Raw genomic sequence first — 15512 nt, forward strand, 5'->3', positions numbered from 1 at the left:
CCCGCGACAGCGGGATCATCCTATGGGACTTGGCTTGCCATCCAACGATGCCTGAGGCCTCTGCAGCAGGGCAGCCCCCCCGGATTGAAACGTTTCAGTCACGTTCCTGCCCCTCGGGGGGCCGCTGGGATCTGCAGCCGCTCTGGAGCGGCGAGCGCACCGATGGGGGTCAGGGGCCAGCTCTGGACGATCCCTGGGGCGCGCACCATCGACCTGATTGGCAAGCGCGTGGGCTGGTGATCTGGCCCCGGGGGGGGCAGTGGCAGCGGCTGACCCTGGATCTGGTCTGCCCAGGGGCCTGGCGGCAGTTGCAACGCCCGGCTCCAGTGGCTCAGGCCCGGCTGGTGCTGCGCTGGTGGGCTGACCAGGTGGAACTGCGGGTGGACGGCGAGCCCGTGCATGCCGGCGACCTGTTTGACACCGCCTGCCGCTGGGTCGTTCCGCAGCGCTGGTGGCAGGGGGAGGTGCTGCAGCTGGAGCTGCGGCTGCGCAGTCCCCTGCACGACGATGGGGCCCTGATTGAAAGCCGCCTGGAGCTCGAACCCCTCGATCCGGCCGACCCGGCGGATCTGCTGGGCGAGACCAAGGCCGAGCTGGCCGCGCTGCGGGCTGACCAGTCCCTGGCGGGGGGATTTCACGTGCTCGGGCATGCCCATTTGGATCTGGCCTGGCTGTGGCCTGTGGCGGACACCTGGCAGGCCGCCGAGCGCACCTTCGCCTCCGCCCTCGATCTGATCGAGCGCTTCAAGGAGCTCCACTTCGGCCACTCCACGCCAGCCCTTTATGCCTGGCTGGAGCAGAACAGGCCGGCCCTGTTTGCCCGCCTGCAGCAGGCCGTTGCCGCCGGTCGCTTCGAGCCGCTCAACGGCCCTTGGGTGGAGAGCGATTGCGTGCTGATCAGTGGCGCTTCGCTGCTGCGCCAGTTCCAGTTGGGCCAGCAGTACAGCGCCGCCACCTTTCCCGGGTTGGAGCACCCGCTGGCCTGGCTGCCGGACAGCTTCGGGTTTGCGGCCGGCCTGCCGGCCGTGGCCCCCAGCACCGGTGTGCGCTGGTTCTGCACCCACAAGCTCTTCTGGAACGCCACCAACCCTTTCCCCCACCGGCTGTTTCGCTGGCGCAGCCGCTGTGGTGCCGAGCTGCTTGCCCTGATGACCGCCCCGATCGGCACCGATGGGGATCCGGTGGCCATGGAGCGGTATCGGCTGGCCTGGCGAGGGGCGACGGGGGTGGACGAGGCCCTCTGGCTGCCGGGGGTCGGTGACCACGGCGGCGGCCCCACCGCTGAAATGCTCGAGCAGCTGCGGCTCTGGCAGCAGCAGCCCCAGGCCGCGCCCCAGCGCCATGGCAGCCTTCGCGCCTACCTGGCCGAGCTGGAACCACTGGCCTCCGGGTTGCCGGTGTGGCGCGATGAGCTCTACCTGGAGCTGCATCGCGGCTGTGCCACGTCGCGGCCGGATCAGAAACGCCACAACCGCACCCTGGAGCGCCTGCTGCGGGAGGCGGATCTGGCTCAGGCCCTCGCGGCGAGCTGTGTTGGAGCGGACGCCGCGGCGGCTCCGGTGGATTGGCGTCCGCTGCTGTTTCAGCAGTTCCATGACATCCTTCCCGGCACCTCGATTCCAGAGGTGTTCGAGCAGGCCGAGCCCCAGTGGCGTGCGGCCCGCCGCAGCGCTGGCCGGCAGCGGGATCGCGCTCTGCACGCCTGGCTGGGGGGTGGTTCGGGATGGTGGGTCGCCCAGTTGCAGCCCTTGGCCGCCCGGGCCCGCACCCTGCGGGTGCCCCCAGGTGGCTGGAGCCACGGCGGCATCGGCTTGCCCGCGCAGTCGGCCCGGAGCGGTGGCCAGTGGGTCCAGGTGCCGGCCCTGGCGGGAGTGGAGGCCCTGCCCCTGACGCGCACCCCAAGCGGGCCCGCCGTGGTCGCGCCTGCGGCCCCGGTGGAGGGACTGGTGTGGGTGGAGGGCTGGCGCTGCGGCAACGGCCTGGTGAGTTTCGAGCTGGGCCCCAGGGGCCTCGAGCAGCTCTGGGATACCGCCGGCGCCCCCCAGCTGGCCGGCCCCCTGGCCTGGCGGCGCTTTGGCGATCGCGGCGAGTTCTGGGATGCCTGGGACATCGCCGCCGACTACCGGGACCATCCGCTCGACTGGACCTGGCAGGGCGAGCCGAGCTGGCTGGAACAGGGACCGCTCTGCACGAGCTTTCTCTGGCGAGGCCGCTGTGGTGCCAGTGCGGTGCGCCTGGAGGGGAGACTCCTGGCCAACAGCCCCTGGCTGGAGCTGATCCTCCGCGTCGACTGGCGCCAGCGCCATGAGCTGCTGCGCCTGGAGATTCCCCTGGCGGCCCCGGCCCAGCGTTGGGCCGCCGACACCTCCGCAGGGGTGCTGGAGCGGCCGGCTGAGGCTCTGACGGCCCGGGAGCAGGCCCGCTGGGAGGTGCCGGCGATCAGCTGGCTGGCCTCGGTGGCGGCCGTCGGCGGCGGCCTGGCGGTGCTGCTCGACGGGCCCCAGGGCGTTTCGGCCAGCCCGGAGCAGCTGGGGGTGTCCCTGTTGCGGGGCCCCACCTGGCCCGATCCGGGCGCCGACAACGGCGACCAGCGCCTGCGCCTCGCCCTGCTGCCCTGCCCCTTGGGCTGGAGCTCGGGCCAGGTGCCCCAGCAGGCGGTGGCGTTTCGCGAGCCCCTCTGGCTGCGGCCGGCGGGGGCCCAGGGCCGGGATGGGCGGCGTCAGGGCCTGCCCCCCCTGGGCGAGGGGCTCGTGCTGCTGGGCTGCCGGCGCTCAGGCGACGACGGCACCCTCGTGCTCAGCGTGCAGAACTGTTCTCCCTGCCGGCGCCAGCTCCAACTCGGCCCGTCCTGGCAAGTGCTGCAGCGCGTGGATGGCCTGGATCAACCGCTGCCACCAGACCAGAGGCCTGGTGGTGATCCCTCGCTGCTGGCCCCCTGGAGCCTGGGCTTCTGGCGGCTGCGTTGGACTGGGCCGTAGGGATCAGTCGTCGTGGTCGTCGAAGGGATCGGTGAGGCCCTTGGAGGGGGGGCCGAAGGCCTGGTACACCCCGAATCCGGTGAGGGCCAGGAGCACCGCCAGCACGGCAAGGGCCACGGAGAGGGCCGGGGAGCTGGTGGTGGCGGTGGGATCCATGGAGGGAAAACGGGGTGCAGGTGACGGGTTGCGTCACAACTCTCGACGGCTCGCCGCGGCGCGGCACGCAAGGCCCTTACAGTAACGAGAGCGAATCCATGCCCGAGAGGCTCCAGCAGACATGGCCCAACGCACCCGCCTCGGAGACATCCTGCGCCCGCTCAATTCCGAGTACGGGAAAGTTGTTCCCGGTTGGGGCACCACGCCCGTGATGGGCATTTTCATGGTGCTCTTCCTGGTGTTCCTGCTGGTGATCCTCCAGCTGTACAACAAGTCCCTCCTGCTCGAGGGCATCACCGTTAACTGGAACGGCCTCGGCTGAGCCCCTGAGCTCCGCTCCGACCCAACCCCCTCCCCATGAACGTGTTCGGCATTGGCCTCCCGGAACTGGCGGTGATTGCCGCCATCGGGCTGCTGGTGTTTGGCCCCAAGCGTCTGCCTGAGCTGGGCAAGACCCTGGGGAGGACCCTCAAGGGTTTCCAGTCGGCCTCCTCGGAATTTGAAAAGGAATTCCGCTCGGCGATCACCACACTGGATGTGGCCTCAACCGAGGCCTCGGCAACACCCCAGGCGGTCATGGTCTCCGATCAGTCGCTGAATGATCAGCCTGTTGCCGATCAGCCTGTTGCCGACCAGCCGGTGTCCGACCAGCCGATGGGAGCCCAGCCGATGGAAGGCCAGCCGGTTGATGGGCCTGTCGCCTGAGCTTTGGTGACCTCCGCCAGTCCAGTGCCGCCCTCGGCTTTGCACCTGGTGGTGGGCCTGGGCAATCCCGGTGCCAAGTACGCCGACACCCGACACAACGTCGGCTTCATGGCGCTCGAGCGGCTGGCCGCTGCAGCGGGCACGACGTTTCGCCAGCAGGCCAAGTTGCAGGGGCTGTTGGCCGAGGTGGGTCAGGGCACCAGCCGATTGCGTCTGTTGATGCCCCAGACCTTCATGAACGAGAGCGGTCGCTCGATTCGGGCGGCCCTCGACTGGTTTGATCTGGCGCCCTCCCAGCTGCTGGTGGTGGTGGACGACATGGATCTCCCCCTGGGCAAGTTGCGCCTGCGGGCCTCTGGCAGTGCCGGGGGGCACAACGGATTGCGCAGCACCATCAGCCATCTGGGCACCCAGGATTTTCCGCGGCTGCGCATCGGGATCGGTGCCCCGGCCGAGGATCCCGCCGAACGCAGGGCCCGCACCGTGGGTCACGTGCTGGGACGCTTCAGTGCCGCCGAGCAGCCCCTGCTGGAGGCGGTGCTCACTGAAGTGGAGGCCGGCATTGGCCTGATCCAGCGCCTGGGCCTGGAGCGGGCCGGTAACCGTCTCAACAGTTTTCAGCCGGAAGGCGCTCCAGCCTGAGTCGATGGCCCGCCTTCCCGCCACCACCGCCCAGCTGCGCGTGCTCCATCAGAGCTTCAGCCAACGGGTGCTGGAGGGGGAGGTGAGTGCTGGTGGCTACCAGTGGAGTTTTCGCTGGGCTTTTGACCGCGGCGAACTCCATGTGGAGCCGTCGCTGGGGCGTGCCCTCATCCAGGACGCCCTGCTCCGCTATCTGCTCAAGGTGGATTACCAGCTCGAGGCCGGCGGCGATTACGTCTTCACCGTGCGGGCGAAGTTTTAGGGGCCGCCAGCGTTCGCTGCACCGCCGTTGAGGTGCGTTGCAGCCGGATGCCGCGATGGCGTTCCACCAGCAGCTGGGCCACGACGTCGTCGATGTCCCGTGGGGGCAGGCGCAGACCTGGCGGCAACAGGCGCGTCCAGGGGCTGGGCGGGCACAGCTCCCAGTAGCGCTGCCGCGCGGCCAGGGTGCTGCCGTGCTCATTCACCAGCGCCGGTTGGAGGTGCAGTTGGTGCAGCTGCTGCCGCCAGCTGCTGCTGCCCGTGCCGTCGCCCACCACGACGCACTCCAATCCTTGCTCTCGCCAGCCCTGGAGCAGGCTGGCGCAGTCCTGGGCAGGAAGGATGGCGGCTTCGAGAACCAGTTTTCGCTCGGTATCGGCCAGCACCAGGCCGCATTTGCTGCGGCCGGGATCGAGCCCGGCGATCAGCGGCCCTGTCTGGGGAGCGGTTGGTGGGCCGCTCATGGCCGTCGCGGGCCGACCGGTGCCGTCGTCGCCCGCACCCAGCGCAGTTCAACCCCGATGGGATCGGGGGTGTCGGCATCTCCGAGGGCGATGGCTTCCAATTGGGCCACCTGCCCCTCGGGCCGTTCGCTCAGGTCACGGCCCAGTTGGGTTAGCGCAGCCGCATTGAACTGCAGTCCTTCCACGAGGGAGCCCTGGCGCTGGGCCCTTGCGTAGGCGGCGGCCAGCAGCAGGTTGAGCCGCCGATTGATCGGCTCCAGGCCCGTGAGGTCACCCTCGATCGTGGTGCTGGCCAGCACGTCCCCTGCCTTGACGACGGGGCGGTTGGGGCGCAGGTCGGGGAAGGCCAGCACCTGCCGTTCGCCCCGCAACACGTTGGCAGCCGAGAGGATGCTCACCACCCAACTGCCGGGCTTGGCGAGCAGTCCCTCGAGTTTGGTGATGTCACTTTTGGGCACCAGCAGGATCTGGCGGTCCACCGGCTGGCCGGGCAGCACCCGCCGGAAGGCCTTGAGGTTGGCCTGCTGCAACAGGGCCGTGATCACCGCCTTGGCCTGCTCGGGACGCTCCAGGGTCACCTTGGCGCTGGCCAGGGTCTGGCCGCTGGTGATCACCACATCGCCGCGGCGCAGGGCAATCAGGTTGGCTTCCAGATCCTTGAGTTCCTGGGCCCCGGCGGCAATGCGCCGGCGCACTTGGGCCAGTTCGGCTTCGGTGCGACGGATTTCCGCGTCCCGGCCCTGGACTTCCTGGCTGAGGCGGCTGCGTTCCGCTTCGAGCTGGTTGCGCTGGGCCAGCAATGGGGCCAGCTCCCGGCGCAGTTGGCTGGCCCGGGCCTGGGCTTGCTCAAAACGCTGTTGCGCCTGCCGTTGTCCCTGTTCGGCCCGGCTGAGCTCGGCCTGGCTGGTGACCAGTTGACGCTGGCTGGCGGCCAGTTGACGGCGACCGTTGGCCAGGCGTTCCTCCAGCCGGTCGAGCTCGAACAGACCCGTGCGCAGGCGCTCGCTCACCAGCAACATCAGGCCGAGGGATACGGCACTGATCAGGCTGCCGGTGAGCACGGTGATCACCACAGCCGTGCGCCGTGGCCGCATCCGGAACAGGCTCAGCCGTGCTTTGCCGACCCGGCTGCCCAGCCGGTCGCCCAGGGTGGAGAGCACTCCCCCCAGGGCGAGCAGCGCCAGGATCAGCAGCCAGCCCGTCACATGCGTCAGCGAACGGGCCCCAGTATCCCTGGTCTGGCGCCGTTCAGCTGAAGCGCTTGGCCAGGGCGATCGGGTCGAAGACGGTGATCTTCTTGCGGTCGATCTGCACGAGTCCCTCGTTGCGGAGATCGCCGAGCAACCGGGTGATCGTCACCCGCGTCGAGCCGATGGCTTCGGCGATCGCCTGATGGGACAGGCGCAGGTCAATGGTGATCCCCTCACTGCTGGGCACGCCGAAGTCACGGCATAGCACCAGCAGGAAACTCACCAGTCGCGAACTCATGTCGCGGTGGGTGAGGGTTTCGATCATCGTTTCGGTCTGCAGGATGCGGGAGGACAGGCCCTGCAGGAGCAGCAGCCCGACGCTGGCGTCCTGCTCGATGGCGCGGCGCACGGAGGTGGCCGGTGCGGTCACCATCTCCACCCGGGTGAAGGCAATGGCGTGATAGAAGCGATCGGACCGCTGGCCCGTCAGCAAGGAGAGCACGCCAAACAGGCTGTTTTCCCGCAGCAGGGCCACCGTGATCTCCTCCCCCGATTCGTAGACCCGGGACAATCTCACCGCCCCTCGGCGCAGCAGGTACACCCGCTCGGCCGGGTCCCCCGGGAAAAAGATCGTCTTGCCGCGCTCGATGGTTTCGACGCTGCTGCCGGCCAGGCCGCGGATCACCTCCAGCAGGGTGGGGTTGCCCTGGCCTGCGCTCCCCATCCCGGCCACCACGCCAGGAGCCCCCGTCGAGGGGGTGTTGGCGGTACGGCTGAATCCGTGGGTAGCGCCAACCATGGGGGCAAGGCAAGTGGCGGGACCCTAAGGATCACCCGGGGTCATCCCTGTAGCAATGCACACGCTTTGGCCGGGGCCCTGACTGGCTCGGTCTTCGTAGTACACATGTTTCCACCATGGATGGTGTCATCGGCTTGTGGAACGGCCCGATCCCGCTACATTCAGCTTTGCGAGGTCGCCTGGCGGCTTTGCTCCCAGGGTTCTCCCTGCAGGACGTTTCCCGGAGGGTGTGAATGACCGCCAGCTTGCCTGTCCCAGGCCTGACCTCCGCATCCGGAGCGGGCTCCTCTGGTGCGACCCAAGCTGGTGCCGCTGTCCCCTGGACCCAGCGCCATCCCCAGCGGCCTGGCCATCGCCCCCTGGGCGTGGCTGCGCCGGCTCCGCTGTTGCGGTTGGTTGCCCAGCAGGAGGGCCTGCTGCAGATCCACACCGCTCCCTTCCGGGGCAGCTTCGGCGCGGTGTTGAGTCAGGCCCTGCGCACCGCCGGGCTGGGCAGCCGGGTGTTGGTCAGCCAGTTCCTCAAGGGCGGCGTGGATCAGGGGCTCGACAGCAGTCTCTGGTTGTGCGGGCGTCTCCAATGGCTCAGGCCCGGTGTGCCTGCCTGCCTTTCGGAGCTGGCCGCCGACCAGGATCTGGACGCGGTGGAAGCGGTGCGCCAGGTTTGGGCCTTCAGCCGCGAGCAATTGCTCAGTGGCGCGGTGGATTTGATGGTGCTCGATGAGCTGGGCCTGGCGGTGGATCTGGGCTACATCGAGAAGGCTGAGGTGCTGGCTGTCCTGGAGCGCCGACCGGCCCATCTGGATGTCATCCTGACGGGGCCAGCCATGGCCACGGAGTTGATGGCGATGGCAGACCAGGTCACCCAGCTGCGTCGAGGTCTCTGATGCTGAAGAACGACCGCTGGATCAATGAGCAGGCTGCCGCCGGGATGCTCCAGCCCTTTCAATCGAGCCTGGTGCGCCACCTCGATCCTGAGAATTCCGGTTCGCCGGTGCTCAGCTACGGCTGCTCCTCCTACGGCTACGACCTGCGTCTCTCGGCCAAGGAATTTCTGATCTTCCGTCACGTTCCCGGAACGGTGATGAACCCCAAGCGGTTCAATCCCGCCAATCTGGAGCCCGCGCCCCTGCATCACGATGACGATGGCGCCTATTTCATCCTGCCGGCCCACTCCTACGGCCTAGGGGTGGCACTGGAGAAGATGAAGGTGCCAGCCAACATCACGGTCATCTGCCTCGGTAAGAGCACCTACGCCCGGCTGGGCATCATCGTGAACACCACGCCGGCGGAAGCCAGTTGGGAGGGCCATCTCACGCTGGAGTTCAGCAACTCGTCCGGCGCGGATTGCCGGATCTATGCCAACGAGGGCATCTGCCAGCTGCTCTTTTTTGAGGGTGACCCCTGCGAAACCACCTACCAGGATCGAGCCGGCAAGTACCAGCACCAACCTGAGCGCGTCACCCTCGCCAGGATCTAAGGCGCCAGCCGAGCTTTATGGAGCCGGCTTTTTTCGTACCAGTCGGCGAACTGGGGCGTCCAGGCCTGGAGGTGGGGCCACATCAGGTCGCAGAGCTCGCGGATTTCCTGCTGGGCGTCGAGCTTGGCCCGCAGGTCGAGGAAATGCAGGAAAGCTCGCAGGGTGAAGCTCACCACAAAGTGTTGGCGGTAGTCGAAGGGGAGGATGCCGCGGGCATGCTCCTCGGCGAAGCCTGCAGCCAGGAGATCGCGGTAGCGCTCCGCCGCCGCCCGGCAGAGATCCAGATCCACAGCCCGCTGCTCGGCGGTGTAGGCATATTTTTTGCCCTGCCGGTCGCTGTAGCTGCCGATGGGCCGGAGATAGAACACCTCCTCCATCTCCAGGTCGCCATTGGCTGCCTTGCAGATGCGATCGCCCGTGTAGCGCATGGATTGCACGTCAAAGCTCACGCCCACCCGGTGGGTGCGGGCCTGCTGCATCACGGAGTGGGGAAACCAGCCCACGTTCAGCACGATCTGGGCATGCTCCAAGGGGCCGTAGTGCCCCCGCTCGCCGGCCAGCAGCCGCTTGACGCAAATTTCGCCGGCCTTGGCTTCCTCGGGCCAGTTGGGAGAGTCCGCGGCCACGAACCCCTCGCTGTAGTCCTGGTGCATGCCGGCATACACGCACTGCTGGGGATTGGGGGTGGCGGCGATCAGGGCGACGCGGAAACGGGGATCCATGGCGGATTGCGGGGGGGAAATTAGGCGTGGCTGCGGGGTCCCGCCATCGTGGCAGCATCTGACGCCGTGGTGGGTTCGCCGGTATCCAGGCTGCTCACCGCTCCGACACCGGCGAAGGCCGGTAGCGGGCTGCCGGTGAGGAGGGCGCCCGTCAGGGCCTGGAGTTCATTCAAGGTGCGGGCCCCGATGGAGCGGCCGACGGCCTCGCCAGCGGCGTTGAACAGCTCCAGTTGGGGAATGCCGTTGACGTCATAGCGCTCCAATTCGGGTTGCCAGCGCGGGTTGTCGACGTTGAGCAGCACCACATCGAGGTTGCCCCGGTGTTGGGCTTCGATCGTCTCCATGGCCGGCGCCATGCTGCGGCAGGCCTCGCACCAGTCGGCGTAGAACTCCACCACCGTCGGCTTGCCGTTGCCCAGGGCCACCGGCAGATCCAGGGACTGGCGGGCCAGCCGCTCCAAGGGAGCCTCGGGATGGAGGCCGCCGCGGAACCAGAACAGGCCGGCCGCCAGCAGAGCTGCCAGAACCACGAGCAGCAGCCGTTCGCTCTGACCCAGTCCAGGGTTGGGGGAGGAGTTGGTCATGGCAGCACTTTGCCAGTGCTTGCTAGCGTTTTGAAGACGGCACTGGGGCCCTTTCTGTGAAGCGGCGCCTCACCCTGCACTTTCCCCGGGAAGCGGTGCATCAGCCGATCACGTATCGGCTGGCGGTGGATTTCGATATTGCCGCCAAGATTCTGCGGGCCCAGATCGCCCCCAACCAGAGCGGCACCATGGTGGTGGAGCTCTCGGGGGATATCGACGAGCTCGCGGCGGCGGAGGCCTGGCTCGAGAGTCAGGGTCTTGGCCTCAACCGCGCTCCGGGGCAAATCGCCGTGGATCGTGGGCGCTGCGTTGATTGCGGCTTGTGTTCCAGCGTTTGCCCCAGTGGTGCCCTGGCGCTGCGTCAGCCGGCTTGGCAGCTGCACTTCGATGCGCAACGCTGTCTGGTGTGCGAGCAGTGCATTCCGAGTTGTCCTCTGGATGCGATTGCCCTGGTGCTGGCCCCCCCGTGAAGGCGATGTTCCGTCTGCTGCTGCTGCCCCTGAGGGCGCCCATGCTGCTGGTGCTGGTGGCCATCGCCGTCTACGAGGGACTGCAGTGGAGCCAGCCCCTCCAGGGCGCCGTGCCTTCGGGCATGGCCCAGCTGTCCAGCCTGTTCTGGTCACTGGACTGTCTTCACGCCCTGCTGGTGGTGGTGGTGTGCACGATGCCCGATCTGTTGTTGCAGCGGGTGTCCAGCCTGATGGCCGCCAGTCGGGTGATGAGCCTGGTGATCAGTCTGTTGATCGTCACGGTGGGTGGCCTTTACCTGCTGCACCTCAAGGTGCTGACCAACGTGCTGATCCTGGGCACCACCGTGTTGCTGGCCCGTCTGGATTTGGCCCGGGTTCGGGTGGCACCTCCGCCCCTGCTGATGGCGGCCGTGCTCGGGGTGCTCGTCTTGGGCGGTGCTGGGGTGGGCCGCTGGTTGGCCAGCAGCGGGGGCAGCTTCTAACAGGCTGGACGCGGTTGCTGTTGGAAGTTCCAGAGGTTGCCGAGCACTTTTTTGACGTACAGGCGGGTTTCGGGATACGGGATCGCTTCGATCCAGAGTTCGGGATCCTGCTGCAGCTGGGGACTCACCCAGCCCGCCACCGCACCGGGGCCTGCGTTGTAGCTGGCGGCCATCAGCACGGGATTGCCTTGCCATTGGCGCAGCAGTTGCGCGAGGTAAAGGGCTCCCAGCTGGGCATTGCGGCTGGGATCGGTGAGGGCTCCGGGCTGGAGCGGGCCGCTGGCCAGTTCGGCTGCGGTTTCGGGCATCAGTTGCAGCAGCCCCACCGCTCCGGCAGGGGAACTCACCCCAGGGCTGAAGCGGGATTCCTGCTTGGCCACAGCGGCCAGCAGGGTGGCAGGAATCCCGGTGGTGGTGGCAGCTTGGTTGAGCTCCGCCACGAAGGCGGGGGTCTGCAGGCTGCGGGCCAGTTGGCGGGCCAGGGTGCAATGCGGCCCAGGGGGGAGGCCGGAGCGTTGTGGCGTGAGGCGCAGGCTCGCCTGCTCGAGTTGGCCCAGGCCGATCCAGTGGTCGCCCACGCCCCGGCGCAGCCGGCCCTCCAGCACCAGCTCCTGCGGCGTGCTGGCGGGTTGGGTCCGTGCCGTGCGCCAATGCTCCCAGGCCTCCAGGGGCTGGTCGAGGCGCCAGAGCCGGTCCAGTTCCCCATTGCCGCTCTCCAGGGGCTGCCAGCCGGGGGCGGCCAGGGCAGAGCTGGGCTCGTGATCGAGGCTGAGATCTCCCTGGCCCAGTCGCACGGCCGCCCGCCAGCCGTAGTAGCCCTCGGGCTGTTGGCTGAGCAGCGCGCTCCAGGTGCGGCGGGCTGCCGTGCGCTGCCCTTGCTGCCATTGGCTGAACCCCAGCCAAAAGCGCTGGCGGCCAGCCAGGGCCGGGGGCAGCTCCTGCCCGATCGGCGCCAGCAGCAGGGTCTCGGCCGTGGCCCACTGGCCGGCCAGGAGGGCTTGGCGGCTCCGCTGCCATTGCAGTTCCCAGCTGGCCGGATCGCTGGGCCAGCGCTGCAGCACCGCCAGCACCGCCCCGGTGCCCGAACTCTCCAGAGCCCGCCGGGCCTGCACGGGGGCCGTGGCCTGCAGGGATGGCGGCAGGCTGGACAGGGCCTGCAGGGTGCTGGCTCCGGGCTGGTCAGAGAGCAGGGCGACGGCTTCGCTCGCCTGGGGGGATCGGGGAGCGGATCGGGCCAGCTGCAGCAAGCGCTCCCGGGCCTGGCTCTGTTGGGCGTCGCCGCCTGCCAGCAGGGCCTTGGCCAGGGCCAACTGGGTGTCCAGATCTGGCTGCTGGCCCTGCAGGCAGGCCAGGGCGGCGTCGCCGTTGCCAAGCTGGGCCAGGCCTGCGGCCAGCTGATCGCGCTGGGCCGGGCTGGGAACGGCGGTTCTGTTCTGGCAGGCCTGGCGCAGCCGCAGTTCGGCGCCCGGCCAGCGCACGCCATGGCGGGCTAGGTGGAGGGCCCCTTCGAGGCGGACCGAGGGCGCAGGACCAGCCTCCAGGGCTGCGGCCAGGGCCGCTGGATGGGCGGCAAAGCGCTTCAGCAGCTGCTGGCGCAGCTCGGGGCGTTGGCGACCCAGGGCATAGAGCCCATCGGCCGCGGCCGGGGTCTGGGGAAAGCGCCGCAGCAGCAGCTGCCAGCGTCGTTGGGCGGTGGCTGGATCCCCCAGGGCTTCGGCCGCCAGGGCATCTCGCTTGAGCACCAGGGCCGCGAGGGAATCGGGCCCCCATCCCTGACCGCGCAGCAGAACGCGCTCGCTGGCGGGATCATCCCCCTGCCGCTGCACCAGCAGCAGCCGTGCCTCCCGCCGCCGTTCCGGATCCGGCGAGAGCACGGCCAGGCGCTGCAGGGTGGAGGTGGAGGTCTGGGGATCGGCTGCGGGAATCCAGGCCAGCAGGGCTCCGCCGGCCACCAGCCCGGCGCCGCTGCACAGGCAGGTGAGCGCCAGCAGCAGGGGGAGGCGAGCCAAGGGCAAGGGCGGCGGATCTTCGGCATTCTGGAGACGTGTGAATCGGCTTCGCCGGTGCGTCTGCCTTCCCTGCCTCCCTACCTTTCCAGCCTGCCAGGGGCAACCCAGCGTCTGCGGGCGCTGCGGGTGCTGGCGGCGGCGGGTCTGGTGTTGCTGTTGCGCCCTTGGTGGCCGCTGATCTGGCTGCCCGGTTGGGTGGTGGGCCTGCTGTTGCTGTGGGCCGTGTGGGAGCTGGTGCGCTGGATCTGGTGGCCCCGGCGCTGGAGCTGATCACGCCACGTAGCCTGGGTCCCTTCGCGGCATCTGCCCATGGCCGAGCTGGCTCCCCATCCCGTCGGTCACCCCCTGCGCGGAGGCGTGGCCGGCTTCGGCACCGATGGCATCCGCGGCCGCGTGGGCACCCAGGTGAGTCCAGCCCTGGCGATGCAGGTGGGGTTCTGGTGCGGCCAGGTGCTGCCGCCGGGTGCGCCGGTGCTGATCGGCACGGATTCCCGCAGCAGTGGCCCGATGCTGGTGGCGGCGTTGACGGCCGGCCTTACCGCGGCGGGCCGCGAGGTGTGGACCCTGGGCCTCTGCCCTACCCCGGCCATCCCGGGGGCGATCCGGCGCCTGGGGGCGGCCGGTGGGCTGATGGTGTCCGCCAGCCACAATCCCCCCCATGACAACGGCATCAAGGTGTTCGGCCCCTCCGGCGCCAAGTTGAGCCGGGGCCAGCAGCAGGCGATTGAGGCGGGTCTCCAGGGTGTGGGGGGCGGCTCGGCCCTGGGAGCTTCGGGTGGTTTCAGCGGTACCGGTGTCGTCTGCGAGCGCCACGACCTGATCGCCGACTATCAAAAGGCCCTCGTGGCCAGCGTGATGGGGCGGCGCCTCGAGGGTTGCCGCATCGTGCTTGACCTCTGCTGGGGCTCGGCGACGGCCTGCGGCGAGGCGGTCTTCCGCGCCCTCGGCGCTGAGCTCACCGTGCTGCATGGCCAGCCCGATGGCGGGCGCATCAACGTGGGCTGCGGCAGCACCCACCTGGAGCCCCTGCGGCAAGCCGTGCTCGAGAAGGGGGCCACCATGGGCTTCGCCTTTGATGGCGATGCCGATCGGATGCTGGCCGTGGATGGCCGGGGCCGGGTGGTCGACGGCGACCAGATCCTCTATCTCTGGGGGTCGTCGCTCCTGGCCGATGGCCAGCTGCCGGCCAACCGCATCGTGGCCACCGTGATGTCCAATCTCGGTTTCGAGCGGGCCTGGCAGGCCAAGGGCGGCGTGCTGGAGCGCACCGCCGTGGGGGATCAGTACGTGCACCAGGCGATGGAGCAGATGGGGGCCGGGCTCGGCGGCGAGCAGTCGGGCCATATCCTTTCGGCGCGCCACGGCATGAGCGGCGATGGACTGCTCACCGCCCTGCAGGTGGCCACCCTGCTGCACCGCTCCGGCCAGAGCCTGGCGGACTGGATGGACAGCAGCTTCCAGCCCTATCCCCAGACCCTGGTGAACGTGACGGTTCCCGACCGTCAGCGGCGCCAGCAGTGGCAGCAGTGCGAACCGCTCCGGCAGGCCGTGGCCGCGGCTGAGGCGGCCATGGATGGCTGTGGCCGGGTGTTGGTGCGGGCCAGTGGCACTGAGCCTCTCCTTCGGGTGATGGTGGAGGCGGCGGAGCAGCAAATGGTCGACCATTGGGCCGCCCAGCTGGCCGCCGAGGCGGAGCTGCATCTCAACGCCGCCTAGATCAGGCGTTGTTGAGGCAGTCGCGGGCCAGGCTGAGGGCGCCGCTGCAGGCATCCCCCGCCGGGGTCAGCAGCTGGGCTCCGGGGCAGAGGTTCTCCAGGTTGGCGGCCAGCCGGCTGCGTAGCAGCTCCAGGTGCTCGAGTGCACCGCCCATGGGCCACACAGGCGGGGCGGCGAGCTCCAGGTGCTGGGTGATGGCTGCCACCATGCGCGCCAGGGCTAGGGCGGAGCGCTCCACGACCGCAGCTGCCGCCGCATCGTCCTCAGCGGCGGCGGCCACCACCAGAGGAGCGAGTCGGGCAAAGCCTGCGGGCCCGAAGTCAGGTGCGACCACCAGGGCTTTGATGGTCTGGGCGGCTTGGGGGTCGTCGGCTGCCAGGCCCAACCCGGCCCAGAGGCGGGCGCGCAGGGGTGATTCCGGTTGGCGGCCATCGGCCATCTCCAGGCTCAGGGCCAGGCCATCGCGTCCCAGGTCCATGGCCGATCCGGCTCCGTCGAGCAGCCAGCCCCAGCCGGCACAGCGGTGTTCCACCCCGGCCGCATTGCGGCCAACGGCAATGGTGCCCGTGCCGCTGATCACGACAATCCCTGCGCGGTGATGACCCATCGCACCTCGCAGGGCGGTGCGTTCATCGCCGGTGACCACCACGTTCTGCATGGCGAGGCCGAGGGCTTCCGATGCCAGCCTCTGGGCCGCCGCCTGCACCGGGCTGCCCACCTCAATGCCACTCGCCCCAATGGCGGCTGCCAGCAGCTCACCTTGGGCCTGGAGGTGCCCGCAGGCGTCGTCGAGGCTGGCTTGCAGGGCCCGGCGGAAGCGGCTGGGGCCGTCGGGGGCGGCCCGGTGGCACACCCCC

At 69.2% G+C, this 15512-nt stretch carries 19 protein-coding genes; 11 read left to right on the forward strand and 8 right to left on the reverse strand.

Annotated features, from left to right (window positions below; translation table 11 throughout):
• Positions 1–47: 47 nt before the first annotated feature.
• Positions 48–2978, forward strand: a complete 2931-nt coding sequence (locus KBY71_RS01920) for a glycoside hydrolase family 38 C-terminal domain-containing protein (RefSeq protein WP_254927303.1) — start codon at positions 48–50, stop codon at positions 2976–2978.
• A gap of 3 nt (positions 2979–2981) precedes the next feature.
• Here the strand turns inward: KBY71_RS01920 and psbN are convergent, their stop codons facing one another.
• On the reverse strand, positions 2982–3134 hold the full coding sequence (gene psbN, locus KBY71_RS01925) for a photosystem II reaction center protein PsbN (RefSeq protein ID WP_094559147.1): 153 nt from the start codon (positions 3132–3134) through the stop codon (positions 2982–2984).
• A 121-nt stretch (positions 3135–3255) separates the two neighbouring features.
• Between psbN and psbH the strand changes: the two genes are divergently transcribed.
• From psbH to KBY71_RS01945, 4 genes are read left to right on the forward strand one after another with little or no spacing between them, the layout of a single operon-like run.
• Entirely contained in the window at positions 3256–3456 is a 201-nt protein-coding gene (gene psbH / locus KBY71_RS01930) for a photosystem II reaction center phosphoprotein PsbH (RefSeq protein ID WP_190388692.1), read from the forward strand.
• Positions 3457–3491: 35 nt separating this feature from the next.
• Entirely contained in the window at positions 3492–3839 is a 348-nt protein-coding gene (locus KBY71_RS01935; RefSeq protein ID WP_254927304.1) for a TatA/E family twin arginine-targeting protein translocase, read from the forward strand.
• 6 nt (positions 3840–3845) lie between these two features.
• On the forward strand, positions 3846–4481 hold the full coding sequence (pth, locus tag KBY71_RS01940; protein ID WP_254927305.1) for an aminoacyl-tRNA hydrolase: 636 nt from the start codon (positions 3846–3848) through the stop codon (positions 4479–4481).
• A 4-nt stretch (positions 4482–4485) separates the two neighbouring features.
• On the forward strand, positions 4486–4743 hold the full coding sequence (locus KBY71_RS01945) for a DUF3146 family protein (protein ID WP_190388695.1): 258 nt from the start codon (positions 4486–4488) through the stop codon (positions 4741–4743).
• Here KBY71_RS01945 and KBY71_RS01950 read toward each other — a convergent pair.
• The 3 genes from KBY71_RS01950 to ntcA are packed head-to-tail and all read right to left on the reverse strand — an operon-like array spanning position 4721 to position 7195.
• Positions 4721–5206: a resolvase gene (locus tag KBY71_RS01950; protein ID WP_254927306.1), complete on the reverse strand. Its 486-nt coding sequence runs from the start codon at positions 5204–5206 to the stop codon at positions 4721–4723. The genes KBY71_RS01945 and KBY71_RS01950 overlap by 23 nt on opposite strands.
• The gene (locus tag KBY71_RS01955) at positions 5203–6411 is read right to left on the reverse strand and encodes a DUF3084 domain-containing protein (protein ID WP_254927307.1); all 1209 of its coding nucleotides are present in this window, start codon (positions 6409–6411) and stop codon (positions 5203–5205) included. Before KBY71_RS01955 ends, KBY71_RS01950 begins: the two co-directional genes overlap by 4 nt.
• A gap of 43 nt (positions 6412–6454) precedes the next feature.
• Positions 6455–7195, reverse strand: a complete 741-nt coding sequence (gene ntcA / locus KBY71_RS01960; protein WP_254927308.1) for a global nitrogen regulator NtcA — start codon at positions 7193–7195, stop codon at positions 6455–6457.
• 233 nt (positions 7196–7428) lie between these two features.
• On the opposite strand from ntcA, the gene KBY71_RS01965 reads away from it, so the two are divergent.
• Together KBY71_RS01965 and dcd are read left to right on the forward strand one after the other, a co-directional pair.
• Positions 7429–8079, forward strand: coding sequence for a cob(I)yrinic acid a,c-diamide adenosyltransferase (locus tag KBY71_RS01965; RefSeq protein WP_254927309.1), 651 nt, complete (start codon positions 7429–7431; stop codon positions 8077–8079).
• Positions 8079–8672 (forward strand): dCTP deaminase, encoded by a 594-nt coding sequence (gene dcd, locus KBY71_RS01970; RefSeq protein ID WP_254927310.1) that lies wholly within the window; start codon positions 8079–8081, stop codon positions 8670–8672. The genes KBY71_RS01965 and dcd overlap by 1 nt, the downstream gene beginning before the upstream one ends.
• On the opposite strand, the gene thyX is transcribed toward dcd, so the two are convergent.
• Both thyX and KBY71_RS01980 read right to left on the reverse strand, forming a co-directional pair.
• Positions 8669–9394 carry an FAD-dependent thymidylate synthase gene (gene thyX, locus KBY71_RS01975; RefSeq protein ID WP_254927311.1) on the reverse strand — a complete coding sequence of 242 codons (726 nt, stop codon included), beginning with the start codon at positions 9392–9394 and terminating at the stop codon, positions 8669–8671. The two genes, dcd and thyX, sit on opposite strands and share 4 nt — an antisense overlap.
• Before the next feature lie 20 nt (positions 9395–9414).
• Positions 9415–9978 (reverse strand): thioredoxin domain-containing protein, encoded by a 564-nt coding sequence (locus KBY71_RS01980; RefSeq protein ID WP_254927312.1) that lies wholly within the window; start codon positions 9976–9978, stop codon positions 9415–9417.
• Between the two features lie 56 nt (positions 9979–10034).
• On the opposite strand from KBY71_RS01980, the gene KBY71_RS01985 reads away from it, so the two are divergent.
• Both KBY71_RS01985 and KBY71_RS01990 read left to right on the forward strand, forming a co-directional pair.
• Complete coding sequence (locus tag KBY71_RS01985; RefSeq protein WP_254927313.1) at positions 10035–10448, forward strand: NIL domain-containing protein; 414 nt, start codon at positions 10035–10037, stop codon at positions 10446–10448.
• A gap of 5 nt (positions 10449–10453) precedes the next feature.
• Positions 10454–10930 (forward strand): hypothetical protein, encoded by a 477-nt coding sequence (locus tag KBY71_RS01990; RefSeq protein ID WP_254927325.1) that lies wholly within the window; start codon positions 10454–10456, stop codon positions 10928–10930.
• Here KBY71_RS01990 and KBY71_RS01995 read toward each other — a convergent pair.
• Positions 10927–12939 carry a lytic transglycosylase domain-containing protein gene (locus KBY71_RS01995; RefSeq protein WP_254927314.1) on the reverse strand — a complete coding sequence of 671 codons (2013 nt, stop codon included), beginning with the start codon at positions 12937–12939 and terminating at the stop codon, positions 10927–10929. The two genes, KBY71_RS01990 and KBY71_RS01995, sit on opposite strands and share 4 nt — an antisense overlap.
• Positions 12940–12993: 54 nt before the next feature.
• On the opposite strand from KBY71_RS01995, the gene KBY71_RS02000 reads away from it, so the two are divergent.
• Complete coding sequence (locus tag KBY71_RS02000; RefSeq protein WP_190388705.1) at positions 12994–13209, forward strand: hypothetical protein; 216 nt, start codon at positions 12994–12996, stop codon at positions 13207–13209.
• 39 nt (positions 13210–13248) lie between these two features.
• Entirely contained in the window at positions 13249–14655 is a 1407-nt protein-coding gene (gene glmM, locus KBY71_RS02005) for a phosphoglucosamine mutase (protein WP_254927315.1), read from the forward strand.
• Position 14656: 1 nt separating this feature from the next.
• Here glmM and KBY71_RS02010 read toward each other — a convergent pair.
• A partial coding sequence (locus KBY71_RS02010; protein ID WP_254927316.1) for a BadF/BadG/BcrA/BcrD ATPase family protein occupies positions 14657–15512 on the reverse strand: 856 nt, incomplete at its 5' end.

Origin of the sequence: Cyanobium sp. T1B-Tous (genome assembly GCF_024345475.1) — a bacterium.
Classification (GTDB): Bacteria; Cyanobacteriota; Cyanobacteriia; order PCC-6307; family Cyanobiaceae; genus Cyanobium_A.

Bases quoted from the DNA above. Each gene is read 5' to 3' on its own strand.
- KBY71_RS01945 (WP_190388695.1), top strand. From the start codon at position 4,486: ATGGCCCGCCTTCCCGCCACCACCGCCCAGCTGCGCGTGCTCCATCAG.
- KBY71_RS01950 (WP_254927306.1), bottom strand. From the start codon at position 5,206: ATGAGCGGCCCACCAACCGCTCCCCAGACAGGGCCGCTGATCGCCGGG.
- KBY71_RS01920 (WP_254927303.1), top strand. From the start codon at position 48: ATGCCTGAGGCCTCTGCAGCAGGGCAGCCCCCCCGGATTGAAACGTTT.
- thyX (WP_254927311.1), bottom strand. From the start codon at position 9,394: ATGGATCCCCGTTTCCGCGTCGCCCTGATCGCCGCCACCCCCAATCCC.
- KBY71_RS01935 (WP_254927304.1), top strand. From the start codon at position 3,492: ATGAACGTGTTCGGCATTGGCCTCCCGGAACTGGCGGTGATTGCCGCC.
- dcd (WP_254927310.1), top strand. From the start codon at position 8,079: ATGCTGAAGAACGACCGCTGGATCAATGAGCAGGCTGCCGCCGGGATG.
- ntcA (WP_254927308.1), bottom strand. From the start codon at position 7,195: ATGGTTGGCGCTACCCACGGATTCAGCCGTACCGCCAACACCCCCTCG.
- KBY71_RS01980 (WP_254927312.1), bottom strand. From the start codon at position 9,978: ATGACCAACTCCTCCCCCAACCCTGGACTGGGTCAGAGCGAACGGCTG.
- KBY71_RS01965 (WP_254927309.1), top strand. From the start codon at position 7,429: ATGACCGCCAGCTTGCCTGTCCCAGGCCTGACCTCCGCATCCGGAGCG.
- glmM (WP_254927315.1), top strand. From the start codon at position 13,249: ATGGCCGAGCTGGCTCCCCATCCCGTCGGTCACCCCCTGCGCGGAGGC.
- psbN (WP_094559147.1), bottom strand. From the start codon at position 3,134: ATGGATCCCACCGCCACCACCAGCTCCCCGGCCCTCTCCGTGGCCCTT.
- psbH (WP_190388692.1), top strand. From the start codon at position 3,256: ATGGCCCAACGCACCCGCCTCGGAGACATCCTGCGCCCGCTCAATTCC.
- KBY71_RS01990 (WP_254927325.1), top strand. From the start codon at position 10,454: ATGTTCCGTCTGCTGCTGCTGCCCCTGAGGGCGCCCATGCTGCTGGTG.